At 57.0% G+C, this 16,726-nt stretch carries 6 protein-coding genes and 7 pseudogenes; 7 read left to right on the forward strand and 6 right to left on the reverse strand.

What is annotated here, in order from left to right; translation table 11 throughout:
• Positions 1-8 precede the first annotated feature (8 nt).
• Positions 9-913, reverse strand: a pseudogene (locus AB4N76_RS13320) (SDR family oxidoreductase).
• A gap of 189 nt (positions 914-1,102) precedes the next feature.
• Here AB4N76_RS13320 and exbB point away from each other — a divergent pair.
• From exbB to AB4N76_RS13350, 6 genes and pseudogenes are all read left to right on the forward strand, one after another.
• Positions 1,103-2,071 (forward strand): annotated as a pseudogene (gene exbB, locus AB4N76_RS13325) (tonB-system energizer ExbB).
• Positions 2,072-2,077: 6 nt separating this feature from the next.
• On the forward strand, positions 2,078-2,506 hold the full coding sequence (gene exbD / locus AB4N76_RS13330) for a TonB system transport protein ExbD (protein ID WP_077431031.1): 429 nt from the start codon (positions 2,078-2,080) through the stop codon (positions 2,504-2,506).
• Positions 2,503-3,283: pseudogene (locus tag AB4N76_RS13335) on the forward strand (energy transducer TonB family protein). Before exbD ends, AB4N76_RS13335 begins: the two are co-directional and overlap by 4 nt.
• A gap of 286 nt (positions 3,284-3,569) precedes the next feature.
• A complete protein-coding gene (locus AB4N76_RS13340) occupies positions 3,570-4,499 on the forward strand; it encodes a hydrogen peroxide-inducible genes activator (protein ID WP_077431029.1) in 930 nt (309 codons plus the stop codon).
• A gap of 9 nt (positions 4,500-4,508) precedes the next feature.
• Positions 4,509-6,583: pseudogene (recG, locus tag AB4N76_RS13345) on the forward strand (ATP-dependent DNA helicase RecG).
• Between the two features lie 78 nt (positions 6,584-6,661).
• Positions 6,662-8,103: pseudogene (locus AB4N76_RS13350) on the forward strand (aminoacyl-tRNA deacylase and HDOD domain-containing protein).
• A 147-nt stretch (positions 8,104-8,250) separates the two neighbouring features.
• Here AB4N76_RS13350 and AB4N76_RS13355 read toward each other — a convergent pair.
• Positions 8,251-8,639 (reverse strand): annotated as a pseudogene (locus tag AB4N76_RS13355) (helicase).
• 485 nt (positions 8,640-9,124) lie between these two features.
• On the opposite strand from AB4N76_RS13355, the gene AB4N76_RS13360 reads away from it, so the two are divergent.
• A complete protein-coding gene (locus AB4N76_RS13360; RefSeq protein ID WP_077431026.1) occupies positions 9,125-9,508 on the forward strand; it encodes a DUF6124 family protein in 384 nt (127 codons plus the stop codon).
• A 68-nt stretch (positions 9,509-9,576) separates the two neighbouring features.
• On the opposite strand, the pseudogene AB4N76_RS13365 reads toward AB4N76_RS13360, so the two are convergent.
• The 4 genes and pseudogenes from AB4N76_RS13365 to tssI form a co-directional block, all read right to left on the reverse strand.
• Positions 9,577-10,947 (reverse strand): annotated as a pseudogene (locus AB4N76_RS13365) (lysozyme inhibitor LprI family protein).
• 45 nt (positions 10,948-10,992) lie between these two features.
• Entirely contained in the window at positions 10,993-11,532 is a 540-nt protein-coding gene (locus AB4N76_RS13370) for a lysozyme inhibitor LprI family protein (protein ID WP_460164536.1), read from the reverse strand.
• Positions 11,533-12,500: 968 nt separating this feature from the next.
• The gene (locus tag AB4N76_RS13375) at positions 12,501-13,928 is read right to left on the reverse strand and encodes a hypothetical protein (protein ID WP_460164537.1); all 1,428 of its coding nucleotides are present in this window, start codon (positions 13,926-13,928) and stop codon (positions 12,501-12,503) included.
• 343 nt (positions 13,929-14,271) lie between these two features.
• Positions 14,272-16,707 (reverse strand): type VI secretion system tip protein TssI/VgrG, encoded by a 2,436-nt coding sequence (gene tssI / locus AB4N76_RS13380; protein WP_460164538.1) that lies wholly within the window; start codon positions 16,705-16,707, stop codon positions 14,272-14,274.
• Between the last annotated feature and the right edge of the window lie 19 nt (positions 16,708-16,726).

The raw sequence follows: 16,726 nt of genomic DNA on the forward strand, positions 1-16,726 counted from the left end.
GTTGACTGTTACGCCGCCATCGCGGGCAAGCCCGCTCCCACAGTTGTATGTGGCGTTAGCCCTGGCCCCTCAAGGATCGCGGCATAACCCTCGCGATAACTCGGATACTTCGGCGTCCAGCCCAACGTCTTCGCCCGGGCGTTGCTGCAACGCTTGCTGCCGGTGCGGCGCACGCTGGCGTCTTCTGCCCATTCGGTCACACCCAGATATTCGCGCAACCAGCCCACCACATCCGCCAGCGCTGCCGGCGCATCGTCGACGCCGATGTACACATCATCCAGCGCCACGCCGCGGTGGTCCGCTTCAAGCAGACACGCCAGCAGCCCGGCTGCGTCGTCGGCATGGATGCGGTTGGCGTACAACGGCGGCTCGGTCACCACGCGATAACCGCGGCGAACCTGAGTCAGCAACCATTCACGGCCCGGGCCGTAGATGCCGGTCAAGCGCACGATACTGGCCGGGATGCCACTGTTCAGGGCCACTTGCTCGGCTTCAAGCATCACCTGCCCGGAATAGCCGACCGCTGCAGCTGGCGAAGTCTCATCGATCCACTCGCCCTTTTGCTGGCCGTACACACTGCTGCTGGATACGAACAACAGGCGTTTAGGCGCCTGCCCGTAGTCGTCCAGCCACTCCAGCACATGCTTCAAACCCTGGACATACGCCGCGCGGTAACCGGCTTCATCGTGATCGGTCGCAGCCGCGCAATACACCAGGTAATCCACCGCACCATTGGCCAGGTCGCGGGGCAATCCTTGTTGAACAAGTCGCCGGCCACGCCAATCACACCCTCGGGCAAGCGCGAGACATCACGCCGCAAGCCGTGAACCTCCCACCCCGAAACCAGCAGTTGGGTGGCCAAGCGGCTGCCGACATCACCGCAACCGGCGATCAGAACAGAGGGTGCGGACATCAGAAAACTCCCATCGGAAAGCCACAGACTACCGCCGGTACAGGACGAGCGGCTAGCAATGCAGGAAAAAAAGAGACTCTATTACTTTTGTTAACAAGAATTACTTGCAATAATGCACGCCACTTTTGTTCTCGGCCCCTCGAGGCCTGGAAGAACACTCACCGTCTTTATCTCTCAGGTCCGGCCAGCATGACACGCAATCAATTCCCCGCTTCGCCAACCAAACGCCCTCGCGCCTGGAGTGCAGTGGCCGCTCTGTTGCTGAGCGTGATGCTGGCGCCGACCGCCGCCTTCGCTGATGCACAAGCGCCAGCCACTCCGGCCGCCGCCGTAGCCCCCGCGCCAGCCGATCACGCAGCCCCGGCCGCCACTCCTGCCGCGACCGACCCGGTTCAAGCTGTCGATGCAGCAGACGTTCCTGAAGTGCTCGAAGCCGACAACACCCTGGGCATGGCCCACGACCTGTCGCCATGGGGCATGTACCAGAACGCCGACATCATCGTAAAAATCGTGATGATCGGCCTGGCCGATCGCCTCGATCATCACCTGGACGATCTGGATCGCCAAGGGCCTGGAGCTGATGGGCGCCAAGCGTCGTCTGCGCACCGAAATCGTCCACCTGAAAAAAGCCACCACGCTCAGAGAAGCCAGCGCTTCGGCGACCAAGGAAGGCACCCTCGCCAACCTGCTGGTCCACGACGCCCTGGAAGAAATGCGCCTGTCGGTCAACAGCCGCGAGAAGAAGGCATCAAGGAACGCGTTGCCTTCCGTCTCGAGCGCCTGGTGGCCGCCTGCGGTCGCAACATGAGCAGCGGCACCGGCGTCCTCGCCACCATCGGTTCCACCGCGCCGTTCGTGGGTCTGTTCGGTACCGTGTGGGGCATCATGAACAGCTTCATCGGCATCGCCAAAACCCAGACCACCAACCTCGCTGTTGTGGCTCCCGGCATCGCCGAAGCCCTGCTGGCGACCGCGCTGGGCCTGGTTGCCGCGATCCCGGCCGTTGTCATCTACAACGTCTTCGCCCGCTCCATCGCCGGTTACAAGGCCCAAGTGTCCGATGCCTCGGCTGAAGTCCTGCTGCTGGTCAGCCGCGACCTCGATCACCTGCCGACCACCGAGCGTTCCACGCAACCGCACATGGTCAAAGTAGGGTAATCAGCCATGGGCTTGCATTTGAAAGAAGGCGCAGACGACGATCTGGCCGAGAACCACGAAATCAACGTCACGCCGTTTATCGACGTGATGCTGGTGCTGTTGATCATCTTCATGGTGGCAGCACCGCTGGCTACCGTGGACATCAAGGTTGACCTGCCCGCCTCCACCGCCAAGCCGGCGCCACGGCCGGAGAAGCCGGTATTCCTGAGCGTCAAGGCTGACCAGCGCCTGTTCCTCGGCGAAAACGAAGTGAAGGCCGAGGCACTCGGCGCCACACTCGACGCCAAGACCAAGGGCAAGAAAGACACGACGATCTTCTTCCAGGCCGATAAAGGCGTGGATTACGGCGACCTGATGAGCGTGATGGACAACCTGCGTTCAGCCGGTTACCTGAAGGTAGGCCTGGTCGGGCTTGAGTCGGCAGTCAAGAAATGACCACGACGCGCCATAAGCTGACGCGTTACAGCGGTAGCCTGGCCGTGGTGCTGGGCGTTCACGCACTGGCCATCGCGCTGGCGCTGAACTGGACGTCGCGCCCGCCGATCCAATTGCCGCCGCAGGCAATGCTGGTCGAGTTGGCACCGGTCCCGGCACCGCCACCGCCTGCACCGCCCAAGGTCGTCACACCGCCACAGCCACCGGCCCCGGTGGAAGAGCTGCCGATCCCGAAGCTCGCTGAAGCGCCGAAGGCCGAGATTGCCGTGCCGGCCGGTCAAACCCAAGCCCAAGCCGCAACCGCCCAAGCCTGTGGAGAAAAAGCCGGAGCCGCCGAAGGAAAAACCGTCCGAGGAAAAACCGAGCGACGCGCAGCCGACCCAGGCACCCCCCCCCCCCCCCAAAAAAAAAAACCCCCCCCGACCGAGAAATCCGCACAACCGGCACCGGGTCCATCGCCTCGCACAGCAGGCTGCCAAAGCCAGCTGGGAAGGCACTTTGCTTGCTCACCTGGGCAAGTACAAAAAGTACCCGGCCAGTGCGCAGCAGCGGGGCAAGGAAGGCACCAACCGTCTGCGCTTCGTCGTGGATGGTGAAGGCAACGTGTTGTCGTTCGAACTGGTGGGTCGCTCCGGTACTGCCGATCTGGACCGGGCGACCCTGGAAATGATCCGCCGCGCCCAACCGCTGCCCAAGCCACCGGCCGACATGCTCACCAACGGCACCATCGAAATCACGGCACCGTTCCTGTACTCGCTGGAAAAACGCCGACGTTAAGATGTAATACAAAACACTGTGGGAGCGGGCTTGCCCGCGATAGCGATGTAACAGTCAACAACGATGTTGGATGTGATGGCCTCATCGCGGGCAAGCCCGCTCCCACAGGGTCATCCTTACTTCAAAGATCCGCGATCTCAGCATAGAGGCACCCGAAAGGTGCCTTTTGCGTATCTGCCAGCGGCAAACCTGCATTACCCGGTGTCACTCAACACACTCACTCTGATAACGTGCGTCTATCGATTGCAGCCGTTATGCTTGGCGCGCAACTTCATGGACGCTTGCTATGACTCTCACAGAATTACGCTACATCGTTACCCTCGCCCAAGAGCAGCATTTCGGCCACGCGGCCGAGCGTTGCCACGTCAGCCAGCCGACCCTGTCGGTGGGCGTGAAAAAGCTTGAAGACGAACTCGGTGTGCTGATTTTCGAGCGCAGCAAAAGCGCCGTGCGCCTGACCCCGGTCGGCGAAGGCATCGTGGCCCAGGCGCAAAAAGTCCTGGAGCAAGCCCAAGGCATCCGCGAACTGGCCCAGGCCGGCAAGAACCAGCTGACCGCCCCGCTGAAAGTCGGCGCCATCTACACCGTCGGCCCGTACCTGTTCCCGCACCTGATTCCGCAACTGCACCGGGTCGCCCCGCAGATGCCGTTGTACATCGAAGAAAACTTCACCCACGTGCTGCGCGACAAACTGCGCAACGGCGAGCTCGACGCGATCATCATCGCCCTGCCGTTCAACGAAGCCGACGTGCTGACCCTGCCGCTCTACGACGAACCGTTCTACGTCCTGATGCCGGCCCAGCACCCGTGGACACAAAAAGACTCCATCGACGCCAGCCTGCTCAACGACAAGAGCCTGCTGCTGCTCGGCGAAGGCCACTGCTTCCGCGATCAAGTGCTGGAAGCCTGCCCGACCCTGACCAAAGGCAACGACGGCGCCAAGCACACCACGGTGGAATCCAGCTCCCTGGAAACCATCCGCCACATGGTCGCCTCCGGCCTGGGCATCTCGATCCTGCCGCTGTCGGCTGTCGACAGCCATCACTACGCCCCCGGCGTGATCGAAGTGCGCCCACTGACGCCGCCGGTGCCGTTCCGCACCGTGGCCATCGCCTGGCGCGCCAGCTTCCCGCGGCCGAAGGCGATTGAAATCCTCGCTGACTCCATTCGCCTGTGCTCGGTGGCCAAGCCGTCCGTGCCGGTGGTGGCGGCGTAAGTTGCTGTCATGACCGAGTTGTCGCAAGTGTCGGTGACGGCACTCAAGGGTGTCGGCGAGGCCATGGCCGAGAAGCTGGCCAAGGTCGGCCTGGAGAATCTTCAGGACGTGCTGTTTCACCTGCCCCTGCGCTATCAGGACCGCACCCGTGTGGTCCCGATCGGCCATTTGCGACCGGGGCAAGACGCCGTGATCGAAGGCACCGTCAGCGGCGCCGACGTGGTCATGGGCCGTCGCCGCAGCCTCGTCGTGCGCCTGCAAGACGGCACCGGCGGGCTCAGCCTGCGCTTCTACCATTTCAGCAACGCGCAGAAGAAGGCCTCAAACGCGGCACGCGGATTCGCTGCTACGGCGAAGCGCGGCCCGGCGCCTCGGGGCTGGAAATCTACCACCCGGAATACCGCGCCATTACCGGTGACGAACCGCCGCCGGTGGATGAAACCCTGACCCCGGTGTACCCGCTCACCGAAGGCCTGACTCAACAACGCTTGCGCCAGTTATGCATGCAGACCCTGACGATGCTCGGCCCGACCAGCCTGCCCGACTGGCTGCCGACCGAACTGGCTCGCGACTATCAACTCGCGCCGCTGGCCGATGCGATCCGCTACCTGCATCACCCGCCCGCCGATGCCGACGTCGACGAACTCGCCCTCGGTCATCACTGGGCGCAGCAACCGTCTGGCCTTCGAAGAACTGCTGACCCATCAACTGTCCCAGCAGCGGCTGCGCGAGAGCATGCGCTCCCTGCGCGCACCGGCCATGCCCAAAGCCACCCAACTTCCGGCCAAGTACCTGGCCAATCTCGGCTTCGCACCGACCGGCGCTCAACAACGGGTCGGCAACGAAATCGCCTACGACCTGAGCCAGCACGAGCCGATGCTGCGGCTGATTCAGGGCGACGTCGGCGCGGGCAAAACCGTGGTCGCCGCCCTCGCCGCGCTGCAAGCGTTGGAGGCCGGTTATCAGGTGGCGCTGATGGCGCCCACCGAGATCCTCGCCGAGCAGCACTTCATCACCTTCAAGCGCTGGCTCGAACCGCTGGGCATCGAAGTCGCGTGGCTGGCCGGCAAGCTCAAGGGCAAGAACCGCGTCGCCGCGCTGGAACAGATCGCCAGCGGCACGCCGATGGTGGTCGGCACCCACGCGCTGTTCCAGGACGAAGTGCAGTTCAAGAACCTCGCGCTGGTGATCATCGACGAACAGCACCGCTTCGGCGTGCAGCAGCGTCTGGCGCTGCGGCAGAAAGGTGTCGGTGGGCGCATGTGTCCACATCAGCTGATCATGACCGCGACACCGATTCCACGGACGCTGGCCATGAGTGCCTACGCCGACCTCGACACCTCGATCCTCGACGAACTGCCGCCCGGTCGAACGCCGGTCAACACCGTGTTGATCACCGACACCCGGCGCGTTGAAGTCATCGAACGGGTGCGCGGTAGCCTGCGCTGAAGGGCGCCAGGCCTATTGGGTGTGCACGCTGATTGAAGAATCGGAAGAGCTGACCTGTCAGGCCGCCGAAACCACTTACGAAGACCTCACCGCCGCCCTCGGCGAGTTGAAGGTCGGGCTGATCCACGGCCGCATGAAGCCGGTGGAAAAAGCCGCCGTGATGGCCGAATTCAAGGCCGGCAACCTGCAACTGCTGGTCGCCACCACCGTGATCGAAGTCGGCGTCGACGTCCCGAACGCCAGCCTGATGATCATCGAAAACCCCGAGCGCCTCGGCCTCGCGCAATTGCACCACTGCGCGGCCGTCGGTCGAGGGCAGCGCCGCCAGCCATTGCGTGCTGCTCTACCATCCGCCGCTGTCGCAAATCGGTCGTCAGCGCCTCGGTATCATGCGTGAAACCAACGACGGTTTTGTCATCGCCGAAAAAGACCTCGAACTGCGCGGCCCCGGCGAAATGCTCGGCACGCGCCAGACCGGCCTGCTGCAATTCAAGGTCGCCGACCTGATGCGCGACGCCGATCTATTGCCCGCCGTGCGCGACGCCGCCCAGGCATTGCTGGAGCGCTGGCCGGACCACGTCAGCCCGCTGCTCGACCGCTGGTTGCGCCATGGGCAGCAATACGGCCAAGTGTGAGCACCGTCGCAGTTTGTGGACGATGCTTTTAAACAAGCTGGTTATACTCCTGCGATTGTTTGAATACGGATACAGACCATGACTGAAGCTGCCCTCGCCCCAGAACCCCTGCACGCTCCGTCTGTTATTCGGTTGCTGCTGGGCAAATTGGGGATTGCCTACGAAGAAGTGCTGGACCACCACGGCCTGAACGCCTCGCGCAAAGTACAAGCCGTGTTGCTGGATGACGCCGTTGGCGCGCTGATGGTGCTGTTCCCGCAAAGCCAATTGCTGGACCTCAATCGCCTCGCCGAACTGACCGGCCGCCGCCTCACCTGCCGTGCCCACCGAACGCCTGGTGAAGATGCTCGGCAAACACAGCCTCAGCCTGCTGCCCGGTCTGCCGGCGCTGACCAGTTCGCCGTGCCTGTACGAAGAAAGCCTGCTGCGCGAACCGAAGCTGCTGATCAACTCGGGCGAGCCGGGCCTGCTGCTGGAAATCACCAGCGAAGATTTCAAGACCATGCTGACCAAGGCCAGCGCCGCCAACTTCGGCGAGAACCTGACCAGCATCCGCCCCAACCTCGACCGCCCCGACGATGACCGCAAGGAAATCACCCAGGCCGTTCAAGTGTTCACCGCACGACGCATCCAGCAACGCCTGGAAGAGACCATCGAGATTCCGCCGCTGGCCGAGACCGCGCAGAAAATCATCAAGCTGCGCGTCGACCCCAACGCCACCATCGACGACATCACCGGCGTCGTCGAAACCGACCCGGCGCTGGCGGCACAAGTCGTCAGCTGGGCCGCGTCGCCGTACTACGCCTCGCCGGGCAAGATTCGTTCGGTGGAAGATGCGATCGTGCGGGTCCTGGGTTTCGACCTGGTGATCAACCTCGCACTGGGCCTGGCCCTGGGCAAAACCCTGAGCCTGCCCAAAGACCACCCGCAACACGCCACGCCGTACTGGCAGCAGTCAATCTACACCGCCGCCGTCATCGAAGGCCTGACCCGCGCCATGCCGCGCGCCCAGCGCCCGGAAGCCGGCCTGACCTACCTCGCCGGCCTGCTGCATAACTTCGGCTACTTGCTGCTGGCCCACGTCTTCCCGCCGCACTTCTCGCTGATCTGCCGCCACTTGGAAGTCAACCAGCACCTAGTGCCACAGCTATGTCGAGCAACACCTGCTGGGCATCAGCCGCGAACAGATCGGCTCATGGCTGATGCGCTACTGGGACATGCCCGAAGAACTCGCCACCGCCCTGCGCTTCCAACACGACCCGCACTACGACGGCGACTACGCCGAATACCCGAACCTCGTCTGCCTGGCCGTGCGCCTGCTACGCGGCCGCGGCATCGGCTCCGGCCCGGATGAAGACATCCCCGACGCCCTGCTCGAACGCGTCGGCCTGAGCCGCGAAAAAGCCAACGACGTCGTCACCAAAGTCCTCGAAGCCGAAGTCCTGCTGCGTGAACTGGCTACGCAGTTCAGCCAGGCCTACAGCATCGCGGGCAAGCCCGCTCCCACAGGATTGAGGTGATCCCTGTGGGAGCGGGCTTGCCCGCGATGAATCCCCCGCCGATCCAACTGAATCACCACAGGGTCAAACACTCAGCTCTTGATCGTTCCCACGCTCTGCGTGGTAACGCATCCCGTGACGCTCTGCGTCACAGCCCCAACCCAACACTCAAGCCTTCGCCTTGGCTTTAGCCTTCCTAGGCTTCAAATACTTGGTCAACCCTGAAACCACATCACCAACGCCGGATTCCCTTTGATCTGAATCGACTTGTCCTGAATCCCCTGCATAAACGCCAACTGCTTGTTCTTCGCCTGCATCGTGGCAAAGCCATACGCCGCATCTTTAAACGCAATCGCAAACGCCGGCTCGGCATACACACCCGATTTGCTGGTAATCCGCTGGTCCTTCACAAAGAAATGCCGCGCCACCTTCCCGTCCAGGGTCTGCAACTGGAACACCAATTCCTTGTCACCCAACTGCTGCTGAAACGCAGGATTAGTCCGGCTGGCCTTACCCATCAACAAACCCAGCATCCACAGAAGAAAACGAAATTTCATGCGCACAGCCTCAAGAGAAAAGTGAACGGCCGGCGCAGTGTAGCCGCTTCGGACGATAACGACAGCATCAGGTTACGTTAGAAGAAGATGACGCGCTTTTTGACGCTGATGACTACCAAGTCATTGACGAAACGGTGTGTTTAAAAGCGTGGAAGATTTGGTGTTTCTACGCTCGACGCTATCGGAAGTTTCCTTCAGCACGTGGGGTTGTTCGTGAACTAGGCAGCGTTGCGCTCGACCGATAGTCTCGTTGGTCGCCGCAAAATCGGTGACACGGACGTGCAAGTCCGCCTCCAGGTACACAATTGCTTATGGCTATTCGTCGAGCGTTTTCCTATGCTCGCGGATCGTTATGGCAGCTGTGCGTCGGAGACCTTCGGGTCTGCCGGTTCCTGGATCGGTCTTGCACACCAACGCACAGCTGCCACCACTTTCGAAGTGCAAAGCGAAACGGTGTCAGTCTCTTAATTCCAGGAGCTACATCAATGATCAAGCCAACACCGAATCCACCAGAACACGAAGACACATCCCCCTACGAATCCCTCGATTCGAAGAAACTCCACGAAGCCGCCGAACGCGCCCTCAACCACCATTTCGCCCCGCCGCCCAGCGAGAAGCCCAAGCCGCGCAAAGGCAACCTCTTCACCGTCTCCCCCGACATCGACACCGAAGCCCTCCTGGCCAACGCCTCGGAAGACCTGCTGTCCATCAGCGCCATCGCCGCCAACCTGGCCGACGACGTGGAAGGCACGCTGCGCTCAGTAGCACTGGCGATCAGCAGAATGTCGGATGGGGTTCGGTTGTTGGTGGAGCGAGCGCTGGATCATATTGATACGCCGAATCCGGCGGTGCCTCGGACGAAGGTGTAGCAACTTCGCGAATAGAGAACGGGGGCTTCGCGCCCCCTTCTTCAACGTTTATATCTGCACAGCGAAATTCACAGGCAGTGGCTGGCCTTTATGTCTGAGCCTTGCGAAACCAAGCGCTTCACACCGTCGCTACCCTGCGGGCTACCTTTGTCGGCTGACAGCTGATAACAGGCCAACGCCCGGGACATATCTGTCGTTCCTAACTGACCACTCTCAAAAGAAAAACCCAGATAATTCATCGCATCTGTGGAGCCCATGGAAACCGCACGAAAAACTTCTCTTCCGCCTGCTCGGGATGCAAGCAAGGGCCGTCATAGTCGGTGGAGTTACCGTTACAGTAATACGTGGCATAACCCAGCGCCCCGTCCGGCAGCGTCGTCGCTGCCGCTTTAAACAACGCCTCAACCTTGCTGGTTTCTAGCTGAGGAGCCATCTGCGAAAGACTCAATCTTGCCGCCGACAAACTCGCCTGTGGGATCACCCGACTCGGCAGCACAAACATAGTTTTCCAAGGACGCTTCAATCAACTCCTTAGTGAGGCGGTATTGCTCAAGAAACCCTAACCCACCCAAGCCCTCAGCACGTTGATAACAGACGTTCTCGACACGGCTCATTCCGGGTCTACCGGATGCGACAAGCTCCTTCTCGCTGATCGACCAATCCTCAATCCCCACCAGCGACCAGCACGACTTTTTAGCAAAGTTAAAAATCTTGATGTTGCTGTTACCGGCCCGTTTATCCACAACGTTCATGTGAGTGTCATCGACTGTTTCGATCTCAACCCCTTCAGTTGCAGCCTTCCATCGCGGCCATCAACGGAAACGCCAAACTGGAGCCTGTTTCCGCAGTGATTTGCGGTTCAAATCGACCTGGATCCGAGGTGCTTTTCAACACCAATATTTTCACCGCCAGTGCGGTTAGGCGCTTCTGGGACTCGGCATTGGCGGAAAATGCTGGCAGAAACTGCGCGAAGTCCGAGGATGGACACGAAGCACTTCCCCCGCCCCCACCGCCTGAACGGCCCACAGTCTCAGGCGCAATCCCGTCCAAATAAGCCGAACGCTCCCGACTCATTTTTTGCAATGCAATTGTTCACAACCGCCACATGAGCAGGCTTGCCTGAATCAATCTGGAACGCCTCTACGGTGCAATTCGTATCCCGTAATTTGATCCACGCACGCTGGGATTCCTTTACCTGCGTCGAATACTCCGCCCCTAATTTCGGATTAACTGAATATTGAGATTCAAGCCTTGCCATCAGTTGGTGATAACTCGTATTCAGCTGAGAATCGGCGGAATTCTTTGCAGCCTCGGAACAGGGGGCAACCTGCGAGCTAGATCTGATTTCACTGGTAGTCGTCTTGGGCTAATGCGGCTGAAACCGGCAGTAGCACTAACGCGATTAGCACGCTGTTTAATCCTAAAACAATGCGTTTCACTTTCTTCAATCCTTGATTATGGAACATACTGTTTTTAAGTTTATTTCAGCTACTTTTGATGGCGGAGCAACCGCGATTTGCCCTGGCACGATCTAGGGTCAGACGAATCAAGCAACTAGCAGATTGCTCACCATATATAGACTTTACGCACTCGAGATCCCGGAGTTTCATCCAGGCTCGTTGAACCTCACGAAACGCGGTTCTTTTTTCGTCACTTAAACGATTAGCCTTATCATGGTAAGCCGAATTAAGCAGCGCATCCGCATCCGCCAAAACCAACTGATAAATTTCGCTCTCTTGCACTATTTTGACCTGAGGTAAACTTTGGGGTAGATCTGCATCCCAGTTATTCAATCCATTATTATCATCAACTCTTAGTTTGACCGTTTTATTATCAAACCACCCATATTGATTTTTTGTCTGATCCGTCTTGTAAAGCAACTCAATATAAATTGGGTCGCTTCCCCGCTGTGGATCGTTTAGCAGAGTCTGCTTTAGAACACTGACATTTCCATTTCCCTCATCCAGTTCGAAAGAAAAGCAAGGGTTTGGCCCAGGCTGAGCAGCTGACTTGTTAGCACGCATACAGTCCAATCGAGTAGAGCCGTTAGGCTCATTACTTCCGTTTCTACATCTTGAATTCTAATTAGAAGTCTCAGGTTAGGAACCGCAGAATAGTCGGCTTGTAATATCTTCGCGGAATAAAACGGTTCTGCTTGAACGGTAGCGACGCTGGATACAAAAAACGCTGAACATGCCAAGAAAATTATATTTTTAATCATAGATAGCTAATTCCATTTAAACATAGAAGAAAACAGGACAAATCAAACGACCAAATCCACCCTATTTAATCAACTGAAAAGTTCACGAACCATTTACAAATAAGCAAGGCTGGCTGTAGCCACAAACAAATCCATCACTTTCTCTATAGTTCCAACTATTTAGGCGTATTGTCCGTATAATATGTTTTTGCTGAAATGGGACAGACTTATTTATCGACGGCGAAACCACCTAATAATTAAACCCACCCCACTTCTCAACTATCTTACTCGGACTCACCCTCATACTTTTTCGATTCCGGATTAAAGCTCCACTTATGGGGAGTGGTTAAAGCATCTTTTCCCTTATAACGAACATTCCCATCACCATCTCTCTGATAGGAGTAAACTTGTATATCTTTGAAACCACTAATAGTTTCAGGAGATTTGTCTAACACCTCTACCTTAGCAAAATAGTCGCCACCCACAAACTTCAAATAACCTTTACACTGAATTAGAAAGCCGTATGTTTTATCTTTGCTAGAGCCCTCACTACCATAGGAAGTAAAGATAAAATCTTTTATGCCATCGCCGTTGAGATCACCGTTGTAAACTACTTCTCCTTCTTGAACTGAAAATTTATCGCCACTCAGCCTCGATAACGTGTCGATCGAATCCCCGTCTTCGGACCATTGTGAAATAAAGTGCTTCGCCCCCCAGACGCATCACAAACATCTACAGTGGCGGCGCTAGCCAAAGGAGAAAACACCAGAAAAGCAAAAATGTATTTCATAGTTAAACTTCCAAGACAAAGGTATTTCTACCAGTTCTAACCGAGCCCTGAGGCTGAGTTGCACCGAAAGCGATACTTGTGGTAATCGTCGAGTTGATAGCAGCAGCAGCCGACAACAATTTTTCTGTCAGCGCCACCTCATGCGCGTCCCCCCAACTAGCCACCGCAGACTGCCAATTTACACCGGCTGTTCCATTTACCGCCTGCTGTACGATTGGCGTGATTTTCTCATAGTCATCATTTACGACATGAGATGGGCGATAGACATGCCACCTTAGAAGAATTGCTACCGATTTTTCCGAAGTAAAAACTTTACCTAAGGTACTGGTTACGGTCGCGGCTCCAACATGAAAAGTAATTTCTTTTTTCATGATATCTGCAACCCTGACCTTGGCCATCGACCACATAGTTGTTTTGTAATCTTGTAATGTTCTGCCGGCCATTCCCATTCTATAAAACCAGTGCCATGTTTTTAAGTAATGTGCTTCTTCTTTGGTTTTCAACAACTCGTCAAACTCTGTATCCGCATGACTTTGCTGGGCCTGAACAAAAGTGTCGTTTGTCAGCTTAACCCACCCGGAATAAGTCTTCAAATCATCCGCGTACAATCTGGAGTCGCCCCAATCATATATCGGATACAAGCCAAAATTTCCAAAAACTTTATTGAACGTCTCGTTGCTTTTATGCTTTAAATACGCAATAAATCCAACAAACTCCCCTTTCCCATACTTTCCATTGTTAAAAAGCCCCATAGTCCAGTGGCATGGCCCAGCGGAGATCAAAGCATTATCCCACGCGTTCAACACATCAAAACGTCCAAAGCATTCTGCCTCTGCTACCACTCGGATCGTGCGATATGTTGATAACGCAGGAGTATTAAGCTGTGAAGGATTGATTGCTGCGCCCGTTATATTTTTAACCGACATATCAGCTTCAGGGGACCAACTATGTGCCTTAGTAGCATTGGGTCCGCCAAAGCTACCTGACTGATAATATCCTACGGACTGATAATCAATTTGAGTTCGCTCGGCAGGAAACTCAAAATAATCTGAAAAATCTCTAACTAGAATTCTGGGCGCTCCGGGAGTGAAACTGTCATGAGCCCATATATTACAACCTGCCGGGGCCAAATTACTTCTTACACCCTGACTCATCGCCCATGCTTCAAACACAACTGGGCACCTGTAATCATTATCCAACCAATGTTCAATGGCTATTCTAGTCTTCTCGTTTACAACACCGCTTATTGGACCATCATACTTCACTGCGTTAACTACAGACTGGAGACTATCAACATAATAACTGGCAGGAGCAGTAGTAGAACCACTTACCGAGGGAGCTTTACCCGCTTTAGCTACAATGGCTGCAGAGCTATCAAAATATACGTCCAGGTTGTTTACTTTTACGGGCGCTCCTGATTGATCTAGCAAAAGTTGACCCTGCTTTTCTGGTCTAACACATGCCACCCGGTTCATAGATGCATATATTTGAAACTCTCTCACTGCCCAACTAGTGCGAATCCCAAATCCGCCATCCGGCTTTACCAGCCACTGAAAATCCTAACGTAACGAGATCTTCTTGCAGCTTTCTCACATGTTCAGGAACAGCAAGTGCAGCACTACTGCCCAAAAAATGCCGCTGCCGTCTCGGCGCTAACTACCGTTAACACTGGATTATCGTTGCCTCCCCATCGTGGAGGTGTGTTCTGCGCCGGTTTCCCATCGTGATCACCACGGCGGAGGTCAAAACTTCCATAAATCATCACTTACTCCCTCACGCAATGTGCTGCTCTTGCAGCCGTTTTATATCAGTGGCTGATAGATAATCTTTATCTGTTAACTCACAAGACCGATGAAAACAGCGGGCGGCATGTTTGGTTTTCGGACCGTTCTCGCCATCGATTTTCCCGTAATAAAAACCGAGATTCTTTAATCGTGATTGAAGCCCTTTAATATTCGAAGCATCTGATTGCGCGCTTAAATCGAGTTCCCAAGTCCACGGTTGCGATTCAGTTCCAAATGGGTAGAAAGTAAGCTTTCCCTTTTTTGCACTTGGCGGAACTGGTTGATCTACAAAGCCTTCAGCAGACGTCGTACCTTTATAAGTCACTCCATCGACTTCCAACACATATGGCTGTCCCGAAATACCTTTCTTCTCGTACGGGCGCTTCATTTGGATTCTGAAACTTTTCTTAGGTGCTTCTAACGGCGGCGGACTTGGCGCATTCCCCAACGCCTGATCCATCAAACTCCCCGCCTTATCCTTATCCGCCGCCCCCGGCAGCACCGGCGGCTTTATCCCAATCCCTGTCCCGCTCCCCGCCGAACCACCCGCATTAATCTTCACCACCGGCCCAACAACCGTCACCCCACCGGCATCCAGCTTGATAAAGCTCCCTCCCCCCAAAATGGTGAGTTCGCTGCCCGCCTCTATAACAATCTTCGCCCCAGCCTTCACATGTATCTCTTGCCCAACACTCGTCAGCTGCGCAGTCCCCAACTTCACATGCTGGTTCTGCCCAATCGTCAGGTGATCATCCAGCCGCGTTTCAACCTTGCGGTCGGCAACCGTGGTGCGATGTTCTTCGGCCTTGAGTTCGGTGTAGGTGTTCTTCACCACGGTGTCGTGGCGTTCGTTGCCGACGCGAATCTTCTGATCATGCTCAATGTTTTCATCCCAATCCCGCTGGGCATGAATAAAGATCTGCTCCGCTCCCTTCTTGTCTTCAATCCGCAATTCATTAAACCCACCGCCCCCCGGTGAGCTGAGGGTTTTGAACACGGTGCGGGTTTTGTTCGCCGGCAGTTCGTAGGGGACCTGGTTTTCCTTGTGGTACAGGCAACCCGTCACCAGCGGTTGGTCGGGGTCGCCTTCGAGGAAGGTGATCAGCACTTCCATACCAATGCGCGGGATGACAATGGCGCCGTAGCGGTCGCCGGCCCAGCTCGATGAAACGCGCATCCAGCAGCTGGTTTTGTCATCCGCCAACCCTTCGCGGTCCCAGTGGAATTGCACTTTGATGCGGCCGTATTGGTCGCAGTGGATTTCTTCACCTTTGGGGCCGGTGACCATGGCGGTCTGGCTGCCGAGGACGCGGGGCTTTGGGTGTTCCAGCGCGGGGCGGTAGAAGACGTTCCACGGGGTGGCGAGGAAGCGGTTGCGGTAGCCCTGGTGGAAGTCGTCTTTGTTGTCGGTGGTGTCGCTGGTCACCGATTCTTCGAGGACTTGCGGCTGTTTGCCTTCGTGGAAGATTTCGGTGAGCAGCCAGAGGTCGTTCCACTCGGTGCGCGGGTGGTCGGACATTTCCAGGAAGTGGCCGCTGATGAGCCGGGTCTGGTCGCCGTGGCCTTCGGCTTGCTGGTAGTCGGCGCGGTGGCGTTCCAGTGCTCGCTGGCTGAGGAACTTGCCGCGTGCGCGGTCGAGGAAGCGGCCGGGGTAGTCGTAGTCTTCCAGATCCGGTTCGGTGCTTTCGCCGTCGGGTTTATACGCCGCTTCGAGTTGCATGCGCGGTTTTTCGAAGTCGTAGTCGCGACGTGTGGTGCGGCTGGTGCGGGTTTCCAGGCGCAGTTTGAAGCCTTTGATCACCGGTTCGTCGGCGACCATGCCGCTGCCTTGCACGTACGCCGTTGGCTGCCCGAGTTTCGGGAACACGGTCTGGTCGTCGCCGAACATCAGCAGGTGGGCTTTTGCGCTGTGCTGGAAGTGGTAGTGAATGCCTTCTTCTTCGCACAACCGCTGGACGAAGTGCAGGTCGGTTTCGTCGTACTGCACGCAGTAGTCGCGGTCCGGGCACGGCTGGCTCAGTTGGAAGCGGTAGGCGTTGCCTTTGATGCCGTGCTCTTCGAGGATCAGCGCGATGATTTTCGGCGCCGACATCTGCTGGTAGATGCGCTGGTTGGTGCGGTGATGCAGGTATTGCAGGTGCGGCACCAGGGACACTTTGTAGCGGGTCAGGCGCTTGCCGGTATCGCCTTGGGCGACGCGGTAGATCTGGCCGTGAATGCCGCTGCCTTGTGGATCAAGGGCCAGGAAGGCTTGCTTGTGCAGGAGCTTTTCCAGGTCCAGATCGGGGTTTTCGCTGACCAGTTCGAGGTCGAAGCGATACGGTTGGCTGATGCCTTCGGTGCCGGTGAACGACAGCACTTGCAGGTCGCCGACGTAGTCTTCAACGGTCAGGCTGAAATGCGTTTCGTTAGACGGGTTGAACATTGCTTGCTCCTGTTCGGTG

It is taken from the genome of Pseudomonas sp. S2_F03 (assembly GCF_054668335.1).

What these genes read in the sequence shown, in the direction of transcription:
- exbD (WP_077431031.1), top strand. Translation starts at nt 2,078, where the DNA reads ATGGGCTTGCATTTGAAAGAAGGCGCAGACGACGATCTGGCCGAGAAC.
- AB4N76_RS13340 (WP_077431029.1), top strand. Translation starts at nt 3,570, where the DNA reads ATGACTCTCACAGAATTACGCTACATCGTTACCCTCGCCCAAGAGCAG.
- AB4N76_RS13360 (WP_077431026.1), top strand. Translation starts at nt 9,125, where the DNA reads ATGATCAAGCCAACACCGAATCCACCAGAACACGAAGACACATCCCCC.
- AB4N76_RS13370 (WP_460164536.1), bottom strand. Translation starts at nt 11,532, where the DNA reads ATGCGTGCTAACAAGTCAGCTGCTCAGCCTGGGCCAAACCCTTGCTTT.
- tssI (WP_460164538.1), bottom strand. Translation starts at nt 16,707, where the DNA reads ATGTTCAACCCGTCTAACGAAACGCATTTCAGCCTGACCGTTGAAGAC.